The sequence below is a fragment of the Pelagibius marinus genome (assembly GCF_014925385.1).
GTDB lineage: Bacteria > Pseudomonadota > Alphaproteobacteria > Kiloniellales > Kiloniellaceae > Pelagibius > Pelagibius marinus.
Genome location: NZ_JACSDK010000003.1, coordinates 1 through 15,771 on the forward strand (window position 1 = coordinate 1; position 15,771 = coordinate 15,771).

General features: G+C 68.6%; 17 protein-coding genes. 11 read left to right on the forward strand and 6 right to left on the reverse strand.

From position 1 onward, the window contains the following. Positions 1 to 411 precede the first annotated feature (411 nt). The 4 genes from H7X47_RS05310 (at position 412) to H7X47_RS05325 (ending at position 2,854) form a co-directional block, all read left to right on the forward strand. A complete protein-coding gene (locus H7X47_RS05310; RefSeq protein ID WP_193368029.1) occupies positions 412 to 585 on the forward strand; it encodes a hypothetical protein in 174 nt (57 codons plus the stop codon). A gap of 86 nt (positions 586 to 671) precedes the next feature. Continuing rightward, on the forward strand, positions 672 to 902 hold the full coding sequence (locus H7X47_RS05315; RefSeq protein ID WP_193367618.1) for a hypothetical protein: 231 nt from the start codon (positions 672 to 674) through the stop codon (positions 900 to 902). A gap of 163 nt (positions 903 to 1,065) precedes the next feature. Continuing rightward, the gene (locus H7X47_RS05320) at positions 1,066 to 1,458 is read left to right on the forward strand and encodes a phasin family protein (RefSeq protein ID WP_193367619.1); all 393 of its coding nucleotides are present in this window, start codon (positions 1,066 to 1,068) and stop codon (positions 1,456 to 1,458) included. 10 nt (positions 1,459 to 1,468) lie between these two features. After that, on the forward strand, positions 1,469 to 2,854 hold the full coding sequence (locus H7X47_RS05325; protein ID WP_193367620.1) for a Glu/Leu/Phe/Val family dehydrogenase: 1,386 nt from the start codon (positions 1,469 to 1,471) through the stop codon (positions 2,852 to 2,854). A 3-nt stretch (positions 2,855 to 2,857) separates the two neighbouring features. Here the strand turns inward: H7X47_RS05325 and H7X47_RS05330 are convergent, their stop codons facing one another. The 4 genes from H7X47_RS05330 to H7X47_RS05345 all read right to left on the reverse strand — a co-directional run bounded on the left by H7X47_RS05330 (position 2,858) and on the right by H7X47_RS05345 (position 6,847). Further along, entirely contained in the window at positions 2,858 to 4,354 is a 1,497-nt protein-coding gene (locus H7X47_RS05330; protein ID WP_193367621.1) for an SLC13 family permease, read from the reverse strand. 84 nt (positions 4,355 to 4,438) lie between these two features. Further along, a complete protein-coding gene (locus tag H7X47_RS05335; RefSeq protein WP_193367622.1) occupies positions 4,439 to 4,714 on the reverse strand; it encodes a hypothetical protein in 276 nt (91 codons plus the stop codon). Between the two features lie 70 nt (positions 4,715 to 4,784). Then, positions 4,785 to 5,906, reverse strand: coding sequence for an alpha/beta fold hydrolase (locus H7X47_RS05340; protein WP_227010233.1), 1,122 nt, complete (start codon positions 5,904 to 5,906; stop codon positions 4,785 to 4,787). Next, positions 5,903 to 6,847 (reverse strand): helix-turn-helix domain-containing protein, encoded by a 945-nt coding sequence (locus H7X47_RS05345; protein ID WP_193367623.1) that lies wholly within the window; start codon positions 6,845 to 6,847, stop codon positions 5,903 to 5,905. Before H7X47_RS05345 ends, H7X47_RS05340 begins: the two co-directional genes overlap by 4 nt. 212 nt (positions 6,848 to 7,059) lie before the next feature. Here H7X47_RS05345 and H7X47_RS25700 point away from each other — a divergent pair, with 212 nt between their 5' ends. From H7X47_RS25700 to H7X47_RS05375, 7 genes are all read left to right on the forward strand, one after another. Continuing rightward, entirely contained in the window at positions 7,060 to 7,278 is a 219-nt protein-coding gene (locus H7X47_RS25700) for a hypothetical protein (RefSeq protein ID WP_227010234.1), read from the forward strand. Beyond that, on the forward strand, positions 7,254 to 7,586 hold the full coding sequence (locus tag H7X47_RS26595; protein WP_264373074.1) for an ATP-binding cassette domain-containing protein: 333 nt from the start codon (positions 7,254 to 7,256) through the stop codon (positions 7,584 to 7,586). Before H7X47_RS25700 ends, H7X47_RS26595 begins: the two co-directional genes overlap by 25 nt. Further along, positions 7,574 to 9,025, forward strand: coding sequence for an aldehyde dehydrogenase (locus H7X47_RS05355; protein WP_193367624.1), 1,452 nt, complete (start codon positions 7,574 to 7,576; stop codon positions 9,023 to 9,025). The genes H7X47_RS26595 and H7X47_RS05355 overlap by 13 nt, the downstream gene beginning before the upstream one ends. Positions 9,026 to 9,150: 125 nt before the next feature. Continuing rightward, complete coding sequence (locus H7X47_RS05360) at positions 9,151 to 10,197, forward strand: TRAP transporter substrate-binding protein (protein ID WP_193367625.1); 1,047 nt, start codon at positions 9,151 to 9,153, stop codon at positions 10,195 to 10,197. After that, positions 10,197 to 10,733 carry a TRAP transporter small permease gene (locus H7X47_RS05365; protein WP_193367626.1) on the forward strand — a complete coding sequence of 179 codons (537 nt, stop codon included), beginning with the start codon at positions 10,197 to 10,199 and terminating at the stop codon, positions 10,731 to 10,733. Before H7X47_RS05360 ends, H7X47_RS05365 begins: the two co-directional genes overlap by 1 nt. Positions 10,734 to 10,751: 18 nt before the next feature. Then, positions 10,752 to 12,110 carry a TRAP transporter large permease gene (locus tag H7X47_RS05370; protein ID WP_193367627.1) on the forward strand — a complete coding sequence of 453 codons (1,359 nt, stop codon included), beginning with the start codon at positions 10,752 to 10,754 and terminating at the stop codon, positions 12,108 to 12,110. Between the two features lie 16 nt (positions 12,111 to 12,126). Then, positions 12,127 to 13,833, forward strand: coding sequence for a thiamine pyrophosphate-requiring protein (locus H7X47_RS05375; RefSeq protein ID WP_193367628.1), 1,707 nt, complete (start codon positions 12,127 to 12,129; stop codon positions 13,831 to 13,833). A 13-nt stretch (positions 13,834 to 13,846) separates the two neighbouring features. Here the strand turns inward: H7X47_RS05375 and H7X47_RS05380 are convergent, their stop codons facing one another. Together H7X47_RS05380 and H7X47_RS05385 are read right to left on the reverse strand one after the other, a co-directional pair. Continuing rightward, positions 13,847 to 14,299: a universal stress protein gene (locus H7X47_RS05380; RefSeq protein WP_193367629.1), complete on the reverse strand. Its 453-nt coding sequence runs from the start codon at positions 14,297 to 14,299 to the stop codon at positions 13,847 to 13,849. A gap of 83 nt (positions 14,300 to 14,382) precedes the next feature. Continuing rightward, positions 14,383 to 15,762: a nicotinate phosphoribosyltransferase gene (locus H7X47_RS05385; protein WP_193367630.1), complete on the reverse strand. Its 1,380-nt coding sequence runs from the start codon at positions 15,760 to 15,762 to the stop codon at positions 14,383 to 14,385. Positions 15,763 to 15,771 lie beyond the last annotated feature (9 nt).

Here is a 15,771-nt window from a genome sequence, read left to right on the forward strand (position 1 = left end):
CGCCCCCCCTCCCCCCGGGGACCGGGGGGTCCAAGGGGGCGGGCCGCCGGGGCGACCCGGCGCCCGCTTTCTTTTGCGGTACGGTCTCGCCCGCGCTCTCGTCTCGAGGGTGCCGGTCGACAGCAAGATGACACCGCCCTGCCGGGAAAGATCGCGGCGCCGCGAGCTTTATGGGGTCGGAAACCGCGGGGCGCTGCGGGTTTTCGGCCTGGCCGGACCGAGACGACATTCGAGCGTTTCATTCGGGCTCAAATGCTCTAGGGTGCGCCGGGTCCCCGGAAGGGGGCCGAGAGCACGGTTTCCACGCGGATCCGACCAGAAGAGACCGAGTGCCGGTGCCCCGAGCCCGGCCAGGCGGCTGCGCCCGCCTCCCCGCCGGACCGCCCGCAAAGCCCAAGAACGAGGATACTGATGGCGAGAAAGCCCAACTACAGTTTTGAACGAAGAGAGCGTGAACGGCTGAAGGCCGAGAAGAAGGCGAAGCGCGCCGCTGCGAAGACCGAAGCACGCGAAGAGAAGACGCAGGAGCAAGAGACGCCGGAACAGGACGACGGCCAGGCCCCCGGGTCGCCGGCCACGGAGTGACGGTCTCCAGCGGCCGTTCGGCGCGCCGCGCGCTCCGACTACGCCCCGGCCGGGGCTTGCCTCAACACAAGCGTGGAGACTGAGCGATGGCTCGCAAGAAGGCCGATCGTAAAACCGCGGCATTTACGATGTTCAACGTGACCTATGAAGACGGGACGATCACGTCCAACAGGCGTGTGTCCAACGAGCAGCTCGACCAGTCCTTCGGCGACGACCTGTTGGACCTGGCGCGCACCGCCATTCAGCAGCAGGACAACGACATTGCCGCGCGCTCCAACCAGCGGCGCGCCAAGATCAAGACCATCGCCAAGGTCTGAGGCGCCGGGCAGGCGTGGCCGCAGTTCCCATCGCACCCCCTGATCCTTTCCTGATCCTTCCCTGTCCGGCACTTTTCGGGCTTGAGGCAGGTCAATGACCTTGCCGCTGCAAAGGGGCATTGGTTAGCCTATCGGGGCGGACTCTGAAAATGGGAGTGATGCGATGCCCTCAAAACCGAAAAAGCAGGGTGCGACCGGCGCCCCGGCAGCGGGGGGTCTCCCCACCCAGGGATTCGAGAGCCTGGTGGAGGCCAACGCCAAGGCCGCGGAGATCTGGCTGGAATCCTGGGCCAAGCTGGCCGGCGAGTCGGCTGGTTTCGTGACCCGGCGCTGGCAGCAGGACATGGACCTCATCGGGAAGATCTGCGCCTGCAAGTCCCCGGTGGAGCTGCTGCAGCTGCAGAGCGAGTTCATGCAGCGCGCCCTGGTCGACTACATGAAGGAAGCCACGCGGCTGGGCGATATGGAGACCGACGCGGGCGTCTCGGAACTCGAGGCCCTGGACGAAGGTGTGCGCGAGGCCGGCGAGAAGGCGAAGGGCGGGAAGAGCAAGTGAGCTTGCCGGAATGAATGATGCCGAAACCGGCGCCGCCTCCGGCCTGCCGGAGGAACTGGATCCGCTGCACATCACGCGCGAGCAGTTCAATCGCGCGCGCGCCCATCTGGAAGGCTTCAAGCGCGGCCTCATCGAGTTCTTCGAGGTGCCGAAGCGCACCATCTCGGTCTGCTTTCCGGTGGAGATGGAAGATGGCTCGGTGCGCACCTTCCACGGCTACCGTGTGCTGCACAGCCGCGTCCTGGGGCCGGGCAAGGGCGGTATCCGCTATCACCCGGAGCTGACCCGGCGCGAGGTCGCCGCCCTGGCCGCGCTCATGACCTGGAAGTGCGCCATCGTCAAGGTGCCCTTCGGCGGCGCGAAGGGCGGCGTGGTCTGCGACCCCAAGGATCTGACCGAGACCGACCTGCGCCGCATCACCCGCCGCTTCATCACCGAGCTGGGCGACAACATCGGCCCGCACATCGATATTCCGGCGCCGGATCTCTACACCAACGAGCAGACCATGGCGTGGATCTACGACACCTACGACATTCTGCACGCGGGCGGTAACAACCGCCCGGTGGTGACCGGCAAGCCGCTGGACCTGGGCGGCTCGGTGGGACGGCGCGAGGCGACGGGCTACGGCGCCTTCCTGGTGACCGAGCGCTTTTTGGAACTGGCGCCGCCGCCGGGCTTCGGCGGCCTGAAGGGCGCGCGCGTCGCCATTCAGGGCTACGGCCAGGTCGGCGTCGCCGCGGCCGAGGCCTTCCGCGCGGCCGGCGCCAAGATCATCGCGCTCGGCGATTCCCAGGGGGCGATCCTCGAGGAGGAGGGGCTCGACCTGGAGGCCGTGGCCGCGCAGAAGCGCGAGCACGGCACCCTGGTCGGCCTGCCCGAGAGCCGCACCCTCACCAACGAGGACCTGCTGGCCCTCGACTGCGACATCCTCATCCCGGCGGCGCTGGGTAACCAGATCCACAGCGACAACGCCGGCGCCGTCCAGGCCAAGCTGATCGTGGAAGCCGCCAATGCGCCGGTCACGCCGGCGGCCGACGACATTCTCTCCGCCCGCGGCATCACCGTGCTGCCGGACATCCTGGTGAACGCCGGCGGCGTCACGGTCAGCTACTTCGAGTGGGTCCAGAACATCGAGAACGAAGAGTGGGACCTGGAGGAGGTCAACCGCCGCCTGCGCCAGCGTCTGCGCCGCGGCGTCGATGCGGTGGTGGAGTGCTGGCAGGAGATCAAGGGCGGGGCGACCCTGCCGCTGGACAATCACCAGGAGCCGGCGGCGGAAAGCGGGGCCGCCGAGACCCCACGGGTCGAACGCAGGCCGGACCTGCGCACCGCGGCCCTGGTGGTGGCCGTGCGCCGGGTCGCGCGGGCGACCCTGAAGCGCGGCATCTGGCCGTAAGCGCTATTCGGGCAGGAACGTCCCGAAAATCCATCCCACGGCGGCGTAGGCCGCGCCGGTGATCACCAGGATGCAAAGCAGGTTCAGCAGGAAGCCGGCCTTGGCCATCTGCGGAATGCGGATGTAGCCGCTGGCGTAGACAATGGCGTTGGGCGGCGTCGCCACCGGCATCATGAAGGCGCAGCTTGCCGCCAGGGCCGCCGGCACGGCGAAGATCATCGGGTCGGCGGAGATGCAGGCGCCCAGCGTCGCGGCGATGGGAATGAAGACCGAGGCGGTGGCGGTGTTGCTGGTCACCTCGGTCAGGAAGACCACGACCGCCGTGATCAGCAGGATCAGCGCGACCACCGGCCAGCCGCTGCAGCCGGCCAGCACCTCGCCGATCCAGGCCGCCAGGCCGCTGGCCTGGATGGCCGAGGCGAGGCTGAGGCCGCCGCCGAAGAGCAGCAGCACGCCCCAGGGCAGTTGCTTGGCGGTTTGCCAGTTCATCAGAAAGACGCCGCGCCGCAAGTCGGCGGGGATGACGAAGAGGACGATGCCGCCGGCCAGCGCGATGATGGTGTCGGAAAGCTGCAGCGCCGGCAGCAGGTCGTTCAGCAGCGGTCGCGTGATCCACAGCAGGGCGACGACGACAAAGACCAGGGCGACCAGCCGTTCTTCGCGGCGCGGCGGGCCCAGCGCGCGAAGCTGCCCGGCGATGGTTTCGGCGGCGCCGGCGATGGGGCGGCGGTCGATGCGGAAGGCGAGGCGGGTGAGCAGCAGCCAGGTGAGGAACAGCAGCGCCACGGCCAGGGGCACGCCCAGCAGCATCCACTGCGCGAAGCCGATAGTGATCTCGTAGCGTTCGGCCAGGAAGGCGGCCAGCAGCGCGTTGGGCGGCGTGCCGATCAGGGTGCCGAGGCCGCCCAGGCTGGCGGCGTAGGCGATGCCCAGCAGCAGCGCCAGGCCGAAGCCGTCGGAGGCGCCAGGTGTCGCGCCTCCGCTGCTTTCGCCGTCGCCGCCGTTCTCCAGCAGCGCGACGACGGCCAGCGCGATGGGCACCATCATGATGGTGGTGGCGGTGTTGCTGAGCCACATGCTGAGCAGCGCCGTGGCTGCCATGAAGCCGCCGATCAGGCGCGCCGGCGAGGACCCGACGACCGTCAGCAGGGAAAGCGCGAGGCGCCGGTGCAGGTTCCAGCGCTCCACCGCCTTGGCGATGAGGAAGCCGCCCAGGAAGAGGAAGATCAGCGGATGGGCGTAGGGGGCGGTTGCCTCCTTCACGTCCACCACGCCCAGCAGCGGAAAGGCGACGATGGGCACCAGGGCCGTCACCGCCACCGGCAGGGCCTCGGTGATCCACCAGATCACCATCAATGCCGCGGCGGCCGCCACCGCCCAGGCCGCCGGCGTGAGTCCGGCCGGCGGTGGCAACAACAGCAGGATCACGAAAACAAGCGGCCCCGCGGCGAGGCCGAGGCGCGGCAGGAGACTGGTTTCGGCGTCGGCCTCTGGGGTCATGGGCGGCGGGGACTCGCGGCGGAAATCGATCACCCTAGCCTATCGGCTTCGCACTCCCGGGCAAACCTTGCCGGATCGCGGCGGTCAGTTGCCGTGCTGCTTGGTCGGGGCTTTGTGCGGCGTGGTGCCGCCGGTGAGTTCCTCCAGGGCCAGGGCAACGCGGCGCAGCATCAAGGGGCGCTCGGCCTGCATGCCTTCTTCCTCGGCCACGGCGTCCTCGCTGGCATCGTATTCCCAGCGGCGCAGGATCTCGATCTTCTGGTCCTTGCTGAGCCCCTTCTGGGTCAGGACCGCTTCCGGCGTCTCGAAAACGGCGGCCGGGTTCAGCAGGGCCTCGTCGTAGTTGATTGGCTCGCTCATTGTGTCCTTTCTCGGGTTCGAGTGGGAAACAGCGGCTTGCTTTCTCACCTAGGCAGGGGAGGCGTCGAGATCAAGGCAGTTCTCGGCGGCGTTGCAGGAGGGCCTTGATGGCGCTGACCAACTGCAATTGCCCGGCCCAGCCGACGCCGCGCGGCGTGATGTGGGAAAAGCCGTCGATGAGGAAGAGCTCCGTTCCCGGCACCGCCCGGGCGAGGGCCTGGCTTTCGCTGTAGGGGATCAGCGGGTCGAGGCGGCCGTGGATCAGGATCAGGCGCCCGGCCAGGGGCGCGAGGTCGCGGCCTTTCAGGGAGAGGCCGCGCAGGCGCAGGGCGACGCTCTCCGGCAGCGCCTCCAGCAGCTCCGTTACGCGTGCAGGATCGTCATTTGTGATGAGCGCCAGCAGCGCACGGCCCTCGGCCCCCAGGTCCCGCGCCAGCGCGGCCACGTCCGGGTCGCAGCCGTGGAAACATTCGCGGCCGAGGGCTTCAAGCCGGCGGCGGTCTTCCGCATCGCTCAGCACCGCCGCGTTGCCGGCCAGGAAAATCCACTTGGCTGATTTCAAAGGATGGCCGCGCTGCCATTTGCGTTCGCCCGGTGCGCGGTAGCGCCCGGTGGTGGCGAAGGTGACCACGGCGGTCGTGTCGTGGTAGCCGCCGAGGCCGACCAGGAAGTCGGGGCGCGCGGCCGCGTTCAGTTCCAGGGTGGCGAGCATGGCGAGCCCGGCGGCGTAGGAGATGGCGACCACGCCGACGCCGCGGCGTGTGAGCTCCGGGCGCTGTTCCTTCAGGAAGCGCAGGGCATCGGCGATGGTCTGCTTGTCTTCCAGACGCACGCGCAGTTCGCGCGAGCCCGGCACCTCCGGCACCAGCACGGTGAAGCGCGCGCGGGCGAGGGAGCGCGCCAGTTCCACCACGCGGCTGTCGTTCTTTCCCGCCTCGGTGAAGCCCGGGACCAGCACCAGCGCGCCACCCCGTGTTTGACCCGGCTCGTAGAGGTCGGCAAGTCCGGGGCGGCCGGCCACGGCATAGTGCAGGGTGGAGCGCCGCGGCGCCGGTGTGACTTCTTTCAGCGTGGAAGGTCCGCCTGCGGCGTCGATGTCCTGCAGCAGGCGTGTCGCCTCCCAGCTCTCTGTGCTGACGCAGCCGCCCAGCAGCAGGCACAGCAGCCAGGGCAGGTGGCGGTGGCCGGTCACGGCCAGGCGGCGAAGGATGTGTCGGTCTCGGTCTTCTGCTGCGAGACGCTGTGACGGAACTTGCCGGGCGGCAGGCCGGCATGGCGCTGGAAGAAGCGGTTGAAGTAGGCGGCGTCCTTGAAGCCCAGCATGTAGGCCACCTCGGCGACCTGCAGGCTGGAGCCGGTGAGCAGCGTCTTCGCCTCGGCCATCTGGCGCCGGTGGATGTGGGCCAGCGGCGTGCGCCCGGTGGCGCGCTGCACCGCTGTGTTGAGGCGGTCCTTGGAGACGCCCATCTGGCCGGCGTACTGCTGCACCGTCCAGTGGTCGCGCAGGTGCAGGTCGACCAGCGACATGAAGTTGTGGACGATGTTGCGGGGCAGGGCCCTGGGGCTGGAGATCTCCGGGCGCGACAGCCGCCAGAACTCGATCAGCAGCAGCGAGACGCGGTACTGCACCACGGTTTGGGCGGCGGGGCCGTTCTCGAACAGCTCCTGCTCGATGGTGGCGATCATCTCGGCCAGCTTGGCGAGGCTCGCCGGCTCCGGGTTGCGCACGATGGCCGGGAAGCCGATGACCTCTCGGATGTGGCTGCCCAGCGAGCCCGCGGGGATCGAGGAGCCGAGCCGGGCGTCGGGAATGCTCAAGACCAGGCCGCGGGTGCCGGCCTCCAGGCGCAGGCTGCGCGACTTGCCGTGAGGCAGCCAGCAGAAGCCGGGGCCTTCGAGGGCATTCTCGCCGTCCTCCGAGGTCAGCAGCCCGGCGCCGACCTGCAGCAGGAAGAGGTGCGAGCGCCCGCCGCGCAGCACGTATTCGCCGCGCGTCAGCGCGCTCTTGATGGTGCGCGCCTGGATGTGCTCCGGGGTGGACTCCCTCGGGCCGTCTCTGGGGGCTTCGTTGGGGGGGGCGCCCGGGGTCTCCGCGGGTTTGCCGCCGGTTTCCCGGCTTTGGAGGGTGGACATCGGCATCTTCCGGGCCGCTTTCCCGTTACTGGAGACAGCCCTGAAGGGCCGCAGGCTTACGTCAAATGTACAATTTTCCCTGTAAATTGTCTATTCTCGCCAGGGCGTTCCCTCCCTAGGCTCCGGAAAGCGGTCCCGCCTGCAGGCGGGCCGACAAGAAGGGTCCGTGTCTCCGATCGTCGGCGGCAACGGCCACGACCGGGAGGAAATGGATGTTCACGACGCAACGCAGGGGCGTACTGCGCCTCTTCGGCCTGACGGCGGGCCATACCGCCGCCGCACTGTCGCTGGGACTGCCCGCCGGCGCCCGGGCGGAGTCCGTCCAGATCGGCGGCGCCGTCTCCAAGACCGGCCCGAACGCCGCCGGTGCCGGCACGTCGCCACCATGTCCGGCGGCGAGCAGCAGATGGTCGCCATCGGCCGGGCGCTGATGTCCCAGCCCGACATGCTGCTGCTCGACGAGCCCAGCCTGGGCCTGGCGCCGATCACGCTGGGCGAACTCTTCGACGCCCTGGCCAAGATGCGCGAGACCGGCGCCGGCCTGCTGCTGGTCGAGCAGAATGTGAAGGCCAGCCTCGCCTGGCGGAGCGGGGCTACCTCATGGAGGCCGGCCGCATCGTCGGCGAGGACTCGGCGGCGAAGCTTCAGAAGGACGAAACCGTGCAACGTGCCTTCCTGGGCGTCGCCGCCCCGGAAAGGCATCCCCTCTAGCGGAGAAGTGACAAGATGGATCTCGTAGGACTTCTGATCGATGGTGAAAGCGTCGGGGCGACCGGCGATGCGACTTTCGAGCGGGTCAACCCCATAACCGGCGACGTCGCCACCACGGCGGCGGCGGCCAGCGTCGAGGACGCCCGCAAGGCGGCCGACGCCGCGGCCAAGGCCTTCCCGGAATGGGCCGAGACCGCGCCGGGCCAGCGCCGCAAGCTGCTGATCGCCGCGGCCGAGGCGCTGCGCGACCGCTCCAAGGACATCGTCGCGGCCATGGCCGAGGAGATCGGCGCCACCGAGGGCTGGGCCATGTTCAACATCGGCCTGGCCGCCGACATGCTGCTGGAGGCCTCGGCGCTGACCACGCAGATCAACGGCGAGATCATTCCCTCCAACCGCCCGGGCAGCCTGGCCATGGCGGTGCGTCAGCCGGTCGGCGTGGTACTCTCCATGGCGCCCTGGAACGCGCCCATCATTCTCGGCGTGCGTTCCATCGCCACGCCGCTGGCCTGCGGCAATACGGTGGTCATGAAGACTTCGGAGATCTGTCCGCACACCCACCGCCTGATCCTGGAAGCGGTGCAGGCGGCGGGCTTGCCTACCGGCGTGCTCAACGCCATCTCCAACGCCCCCGACGACGCGCCGGAGATCGTCGAGGCGCTGATCGCCCACCCGGCGGTGCGCCGCATCAACTTCACCGGCTCGACCCGCGTCGGTCGCGTCATTGCCGAGACGGCGGGGCGCTACCTGAAGCCGGTGCTGCTGGAACTGGGCGGCAAGGCGCCCATGGTGGTGTTGGACGACGCCGACCTGGACGCGGCAGTCGCCGCGGCAGCCTTCGGGGCCTACATGAATCAGGGCCAGATCTGCATGTCGACCGAGCGCCTGGTGGTCGACGAAAAGGTCGCCGACGCCTTCGTCGAGAAGATGACCGCCAAGGTGAAGACCCTGAAGGCCGGTGACCCGCGCAAGGGCAAGACGCCGCTGGGCTCCGTGGTCGACCGGCGCGCGACCCAGCGCATCGAGGGCCTGGTCGCCGACGCGGTCGACAAGGGCGCGGTGCTGGCCGCCGGCGGCGCGGCCGAGGGTACCATCATGCAGGCGACCTTGCTGGACCGGGTAACGCCCTCCATGCGCATCTACAACGAAGAAAGCTTCGGCCCGGTGGTCAGCGTGATCCGCGTCGGCAGCCTGGACGAGGCTGTGCGCGTAGCTAATGACACCGAATATGGCCTCTCCGCCGCCGTCTTCGGCCAAGATGTGAACCGGGCGCTTTCGGTGGCCCGGCGCATCGAGTCCGGCATCTGCCACGTCAACGGGCCGACGGTCCACGACGAGGCGCAGATGCCCTTCGGCGGGGTCAAGGAGTCCGGCTACGGCCGCTTCGGCGGCAAGGCCGGCATTGACGAATTCACCGAACTCCGGTGGATCACCATCCAGGACGGACCGCTGCACTATCCGATCTGAGGTGTCGTCCGTTCGGACCCTGGCCAGGACGGCAATCTAATAGTTGGACGACAATAAAAATTGGGCGGCGAGAGCGCCCAGGCCGTAAAATAAGCCAAACAAAGAACGTAAAGGGAGGAAACCCAATGAAACCGTTGCATCTTCTGAAGGCCGCCGCGTTAGGCGCCGTGCTGGCCGCCGCGGCCGGCTCCAGCGCCGTGGCGCAGGAATACACCTTCAAGTTTCACCATTTTCTGGGCGCCAAGTCGCCGGCCAACACGAAGATGCTGGAGCCCTGGGCCCGCCAGGTGGAGGAAAACTCCGGCGGCCGCGTGAAGATCGAGATCTTCCCGTCGATGACGCTGGGCGGCCGCCCGCCGGAACTGATCCAGCAGGCGCGTGACGGCGTGGTCGACCTGATCTGGGCGGTCAACGGCTACACCCCGGGCCTCTTCCCGCGCACCGAGGTCTTCGAACTGCCTTTCGTTTACGTGAACAATATCAAGGCCACGAACCTGGCCATGTACGACATGTTCGAGAGCGACCTGAAGCAGGAGTACAAGGGCCTGGAGGTCATGTTCCTGCATGTTCATGCCGGGCAGGCCTTCCACATGCGCGACAAGCCGGTCCACACGCCGGCCGATGTCGAAGGCCTGAAGCTGCGCATCCCGACACGCACCGGTGCCTGGGTTATCGAGGCCCTGGGCGCGGCGCCGACGGCCATGCCGGTGCCTGAACTGCCGCAGGCCCTGCAGAAGGGCGTCGTCGACGGCGCGCTGATCCCCTGGGAGATCATCCCGCCGCTGAAGATCCAGGAGCAGACCAAGTACCAGATCGAGGGCTTCAACGAGACCCGCTTCGGCACCACGACCTTCCAGGTGTCCATGAACAAGGCGCGCTGGGACGGCCTGCCCGCGGATATCCAGAAGGCCTTCCGCGACGCCTCGGGCCGCGACTGGTGGGGCAAGGTCGGCGAGATCTGGCGCGCTTCCGACGACTTCGGCATCAAGGTCGCCACCGACGCGGGCAACGAGCACATCGTCCTGACCAAGGAGCAGACCGAGGCTTTCCGCGAGAAGCTGGAGCCGGTGGTGCAGCGCTGGATCAAGGAAGTCTCGCCGCAGGGCATCGGCGGCGCCCGCCTGGTCGAACAAGCGCGTGACCTGATCGCCAAGAACGGCGGCGGCAACTGATGACGGCTTCGGGCCAAGAGCAGCGGGCGGGGCTTTCGGGCCTCGCCCGCGCCGCCATTACCGGCTGGGCGCTGCTCGGCGGCCTGGTGCTGGCCGCCGTGGTCCTGATCAACGTGCTCTCGGTGATCGGCGGTATCGTGTGGGAGCCCTTCCCCGGTGACTTCGAGATGACCGAGGTCGGCGTCGCCGTTGCGGCCTTCTCCTTCCTGCCCTACTGCCAGTTGACCGGCGCCAACGTGACGGCCGACATCTTCACTTCCAAGGCTTCGCCACGCTGGACCGGCATCTTCGCCCTGCTGGCCTCGCTGGTGGCCCTGGGCTTCAGCCTGCTGCTGCTGTGGCGCATGTACTTCGGCCTGCTGGACCAGAAGGCCTACGGCTACACCACGACGATCCTGCAGTTTCCGCAGTGGATCGGCTTCATTCCGATCCTCATCTCGCTTGCCCTCCTGGCCGTTGCCGCCCTCATCACCCTGGGCGAGGCCGCGCGGCAGATCGCCCATCCCAGTGTCCCGCAGACCTCTGCAGAAGCATAATCGGCGAAAGCGTAGTTCATGACGGACCCCCTTCTGATCGGCGTGGCCGGCCTGGCCGTCCTCATTTTCCTCATCGTCATCCGCATGCCGATCGCCTATGCCATGATCCTTGTCGGGGGCATCGGGGTGACGCTGCTGAGCGGCGCCGCGATCTTCATGAGCCAGCTGAAGACGCTGGCCTACGGGCAGTTCTCCATCTTCGACCTTTCCGTCGTGCCGATGTTCGTGCTGATGGGCGCGCTGGCGACCCGCGCGGGCCTCTCCCAGGACATGTTCCGGGCAGCCAATGCCTGGTTCGGCTGGCTGCGCGGCGGCACCGCCATGGCGGCGATTGCCGCCTGCGCCACCTTCGGCGCGGTCTGCGGCTCCTCCCTGGCGACGGCCTCCACCATGGGCAAGGTCGCCCTGCCGGAGCTCAGGCGCTACAACTACTCCGGATCGCTGGCCACCGGCACCCTGGCCGCCGGCGGCGTTCTGGGCATCCTCATCCCGCCTTCGGTGGTGCTGATCATCTACGCCATCATCGTCGAGGCCAACATCGTCACCATGTTCATGGCGGCGCTGCTGCCCGGCATCATGGCCGTCTGTCTTTTCCTGCTGACCATCGCCCTCTATGTCGCGATCGTTCCTGACGCCGGGCCGCGCGGCGACCGCGTCGGCCAGACGGAGTTCGTCGACGCCACGATCAACATGATCCCGGTGCTGGTGATCTTCCTGCTGGTGATCGGCGGCATCTACGCCGGCTTCTTCAATCCGACACCGGCGGCGGCGGTGGGCGTCTTCCTGGTCTGGGCCTACGGCGCGGTCCACCGCGGGCTGCGCTGGGCGGAATTGAAGGACTCGCTGCTGGAGACCGCCAGGACCACCGGCATGATCTATCTGATCCTGCTGGGCGCGGAGATGCTGAAGATCTTCATGTCGCGCGCCGGGGTGCCCCAGGCCACCGCCGAGTGGATCGGCCAGTCCGGCATGGACCCCATGCTGGTCATGGTGCTGCTGCTGCTGGGCCTCATCGTGCTCGGCTGTCTCATGGACAGCCTGTCGATGATCCTGCTGGTCATTCCCTTCTTCTGGCCGGTGCTGGTGGAGATCAACGGCGGCCTCTACCAGGGAGCCGAGGGCGCCGGCTACGGCATGAGCACCGAGGACCTGAAGGTCTGGTTCGGCATCCTCTCGCTCGTTGTCGTGGAACTGGGTTTGATCACGCCCCCCGTGGGGCTCAATGTCTTTGTGATCTCAGCTCTGGCCAAGGATATCCCGATGATCCAGACCTTCAAGGGCGTGGCGCCTTTCTTCGGCGCCGAGATGGTGCGGGTCTTGATCCTGCTGGCGTTTCCGGCCATCACCCTCTGGCTGCCACATCTGCTGGGCGGCTGACGAGGAGGCGGCGCCCATGAGCAAGCAGGAAGGCATCAGCGCCGGCGCCGCGCTCTTCACACGGCTGAAGGCGCTGGGCGTGGACTACGTCTTCGCCAACTCGGGGACCGACTTCCCGCCGGTGATCGAGGGGCTGGCCGAGGCCCAGGCCAAGGGCATCGGGCTGCCGCGCGCCCTGGTGATCCCGCATGAACACGCCGCCATGGGCATGGCGCACGGCTATTATCTGATGACCGGGCGCGCCCAGGCGGTGATGCTGCACACCAACGTCGGCCTGGCCAACGGCGTCATCGGCGCCATCAACGCGGCCTGCGAGCACATCCCCTTGCTGCTCATGTCCGGACGCACGCCGGTCATGGAGGAGGGGCGCTTCGGCGCGCGCACGGTGCCCATCGCCTGGGGCCAGGAGATGCGCGACCAGGCGGCGATGATCCGCGAGTCCTGCAAGTGGGAATACGAGCTGAGGTTCCCCGAGCAGGTGGCGGGCCTGCTGGACCGCGCCCATGCCATCGCCAACTCGACGCCCAAGGGACCGGTCTATCTCTCCCTGCCGCGCGAGGCGCTCTGCGAACAGACGCCGCGCGCGGGTCTGGAGGACCCGCCGAGCCTGGCGCCGGCGACCGGCGCTCCCGACCCGGCGTCCATTCAGGCGGCGGCGGAACTGCTGGCCAAGGCCAAGGCGCCGTTGGTCATCGCCCAGCGCGGTGTCGGCGACGCCGAGAACTTCGCTCTCTTCGCCGACTGGGCGAGACACTGGGGCATCGCCGTCTGTTCCTGGTGGGCGACCCACCTGGCGATCTCCACCGAACACCCCTGCCACGTCGGCGCCGACCCCGGCCCCTGGCTGGCCGAGGCCGACGTGGTGGTGGTGCTGGACTGCCTGGCGCCCTGGTGGCCCGACAAGCACCACCTGGCCGACGGCGCCAAGGTCATCCATATCGGCCCTGACCCACTCTTCAGCCGCTTCCCGGTGCGCAACTTCCGTTCCGACCTTTCCGTCTCCGGCGAGAACCACCTGACGATTCCTGCGCTGGTCGACGCCATGGCCGGACTGCCGCGCGACGAGAATGCCTTGGCCGCGCGCCGGAAGAAGCTGGCGGCGGCGTCGCGGGAACGGCGTGAGAAGCAGCGCGCGGCGGCGCGCGCGGGCCAGGAGCGCGGCATCACCAAGGCCCTGGTCAGCGGCCTGCTGGGCGAGGCGCTCAGCGGCCTGAAGTCCAGCGTCTTCTCCGAGCTCGGCACCATCCTCGGCGTTTTGAAGCGCGAGGATCACAAGAGCTGGTTCCAGGAGCCGCACTCCGGCGGCCTGGGCTGGAGCTTCCCGGCGGCGCTGGGCGCGCAGCTCGCCGAGCCGGACCGGGTCTGCGTCGCGACCCTGGGCGACGGCTCCTACATGTTCGCCAACCCCACCGTCTGCCACCAGATCGCCGAGGCCCTGGAACTGCCGGTACTGGTCATCGTGCTGAACAACGAGGAATGGGGCGCGGTGCGCGCCTCGGTGAAGGGGCTTTATCCGGAGGGCTATGCCGCCAAGGCCAACGCCATGCCGCTGACCGCGCTGCAGCCCTCGCCGGACTTCACGCAAACCGCGGCGGCCAGCCGCGCCTGGGCGCGCAGCGTCACTTCGGCCGAAGAACTGCCGGGCGTGCTGGAAGAGGCGCTGAAAGTGGTGCGCGAGGAGCGCCGCCAGGCGCTGCTCAACATCAAGGTGCTGCGGGACTGAGACGCCCTGGTGCCTATTTCACCGTCAGGCAGCAGCAGTCGACGGCCTGCGAGACCTTGTGGCTGACGCTGCCCAGCAGCAGGCCGCCCAGGTCGCCAAGGCCGCGCCTTCCCATGACGATCAGGTCGACGTTCTGGCCATTGGCGGTTTGGACGACGTGACCGGCGGGATCACCGCTCTCCAGCAGCGTCGCGCAGTCCGCCGCGCCGTGGTTGCGGGCACGCTGCTCCGCCTTGGTGAGGATCTCCTGCCCGGCGCCTTCGATGAGGTCGTGCTCGGTGATACGCAGGTGTTCGATCTTTTCGAAGGCCAGCAGTTCGCTGGGCACCTGGTAGCCGCCGGCCTGGGTCAGCACGTGCAGCAGGGTCACCTTGGCGCCATAGCGCTGCGCCAGGTCGCCGGCGATATCGACGGCCCGCCCGGCATGCTCCGACCCGTCGACGGGCACGAGAATATGCTTGAACATGGCAACAGCCTCCCGGTCGCAAAAGGAATCCTCAGAACTCTACCACTCTAGGAGTCGCGGTGGCGGCGCCTCCATGACCTGCATCAAGCAGGTGCAGGGGGCGTAGCCTCCTCTGCCAGGCGCTTCAGCGGCGCTGAGACCGTGACCGGATAGGGCCGGGCCGGCTCCAGGCCTTTCAGGGCGGGCGGCAGCTTCTCCAGCCGCGCCAGGGTGGCGGCGCGGATGTTTTCCAACGTGGGCAGGGCGGCGATGCGGCGGCCACCGCGCATCACCGGCTGCAGCAGCGGCGTCCCCTCCTGCCGGTCGTCGACCAGGGTCAGCAGGTCTTCGCGCGGCCGGCCTTCGCCGTCGCTGCGGCGGTAGACCTGCTTGCGCCCCGGCCAGGTGGCCTTGCCCTCGGAAAGCTTGCGCTTGGGCTTGCCGGCGTATTCCTGAAGCTTGTAGGCGCAGTCCAATGCCGGGGCGTCCTGCGAGGTGGTGAGGCCGGTGCCGATGCCGTAGCCGTCGATCGGCGCTCCCTTGTCTCTCAGCTCGGCCAGCGTCCATTCGTCGAGGCCGCCGCTGGCGAAGATCTGCACGGCGGTCAGCCCGCCGCCGTCGAGGATCCGGCGCACCTTCACCGCGTGGGCGCCCAGGTCGCCGCTGTCCAGGCGCACGCCGCGCAGGGTGATGCCTTCGGCGGTCAGCTCCGGGGCCAGGGCCACGACCTTCCGCGCCGCCGCCTCGGTGTCGTAGGTGTCGATCAGCAGGATCACGCTGTCGGGGCGTGAGTGCGCGAAGTGGCGGAAGGACTCCACCTCGTCGTCGTGCGCCTGCACGAAGGAGTGCGCCATGGTGCCGCTGATCGGGATGCCGAAGCGCCGCCCGGCCTCCACCGTCGCCGTGGCGTCGAAGCCGGCCAGGTAGCTGGCGCGCGCGGCCAGCAGGCCGGCCTCGGCGCCGTGGGCGCGGCGCAGGCCGAAGTCGACGAGGGTCTTGTCGCCTGCGGCCAGGCGCAGGCGCGCCGCCTTGCTGGCGATCACCGTCTCGAAGTGCAACAGGTTCATGATGCGGGTCTCGAGCAGCTGCGCTTCGGGCAGCGGCGCGATGACGCGCAGCAGCGGTTCGTCGGGAAAGACGATCTCGCCCTCGGCCACGGCATCGACATCTCCGGTGAAGCGGAAGTGCTGCAGGCGCTCGAGGAACGCCGGCGAGAAACGCTGCTGATCTTCCAGCCAGGCGATTTCCTCAGGGTCGAAGGCGGCGCTCTCCAGGAAGTCCACGACCTGCGCCAGACCGGCCGCCACCAGGAAGTTGCGGGTCTCGGGCAGCCTGCGCACGAAGAGTTCGAAGACGGCGATCTCCGTCATGCCGGCCTCTTCGTAGGCCTGCATCATGTTGAGCTGGTAGAGGTCGGTCAGCAGCAGGCCCGGCGGCGCCGGCGCGCCGTGGCTTTGCCCGTGATCCCGGCTTCGCCCGTTCATGGCACGGCC

Bases quoted from the DNA above. Each gene is read 5' to 3' on its own strand.
- H7X47_RS05360 (WP_193367625.1), top strand. From the start codon at position 9,151: ATGAAACCGTTGCATCTTCTGAAGGCCGCCGCGTTAGGCGCCGTGCTG.
- H7X47_RS05325 (WP_193367620.1), top strand. From the start codon at position 1,469: ATGAATGATGCCGAAACCGGCGCCGCCTCCGGCCTGCCGGAGGAACTG.
- H7X47_RS05335 (WP_193367622.1), bottom strand. From the start codon at position 4,714: ATGAGCGAGCCAATCAACTACGACGAGGCCCTGCTGAACCCGGCCGCC.
- H7X47_RS05355 (WP_193367624.1), top strand. From the start codon at position 7,574: ATGGATCTCGTAGGACTTCTGATCGATGGTGAAAGCGTCGGGGCGACC.
- H7X47_RS05345 (WP_193367623.1), bottom strand. From the start codon at position 6,847: ATGTCCACCCTCCAAAGCCGGGAAACCGGCGGCAAACCCGCGGAGACC.
- H7X47_RS05380 (WP_193367629.1), bottom strand. From the start codon at position 14,299: ATGTTCAAGCATATTCTCGTGCCCGTCGACGGGTCGGAGCATGCCGGG.
- H7X47_RS05385 (WP_193367630.1), bottom strand. From the start codon at position 15,762: ATGAACGGGCGAAGCCGGGATCACGGGCAAAGCCACGGCGCGCCGGCG.
- H7X47_RS05330 (WP_193367621.1), bottom strand. From the start codon at position 4,354: ATGACCCCAGAGGCCGACGCCGAAACCAGTCTCCTGCCGCGCCTCGGC.
- H7X47_RS26595 (WP_264373074.1), top strand. From the start codon at position 7,254: ATGGTCGCCATCGGCCGGGCGCTGATGTCCCAGCCCGACATGCTGCTG.
- H7X47_RS05315 (WP_193367618.1), top strand. From the start codon at position 672: ATGGCTCGCAAGAAGGCCGATCGTAAAACCGCGGCATTTACGATGTTC.
- H7X47_RS05310 (WP_193368029.1), top strand. From the start codon at position 412: ATGGCGAGAAAGCCCAACTACAGTTTTGAACGAAGAGAGCGTGAACGG.
- H7X47_RS25700 (WP_227010234.1), top strand. From the start codon at position 7,060: ATGTTCACGACGCAACGCAGGGGCGTACTGCGCCTCTTCGGCCTGACG.
- H7X47_RS05370 (WP_193367627.1), top strand. From the start codon at position 10,752: ATGACGGACCCCCTTCTGATCGGCGTGGCCGGCCTGGCCGTCCTCATT.
- H7X47_RS05365 (WP_193367626.1), top strand. From the start codon at position 10,197: ATGACGGCTTCGGGCCAAGAGCAGCGGGCGGGGCTTTCGGGCCTCGCC.
- H7X47_RS05320 (WP_193367619.1), top strand. From the start codon at position 1,066: ATGCCCTCAAAACCGAAAAAGCAGGGTGCGACCGGCGCCCCGGCAGCG.
- H7X47_RS05375 (WP_193367628.1), top strand. From the start codon at position 12,127: ATGAGCAAGCAGGAAGGCATCAGCGCCGGCGCCGCGCTCTTCACACGG.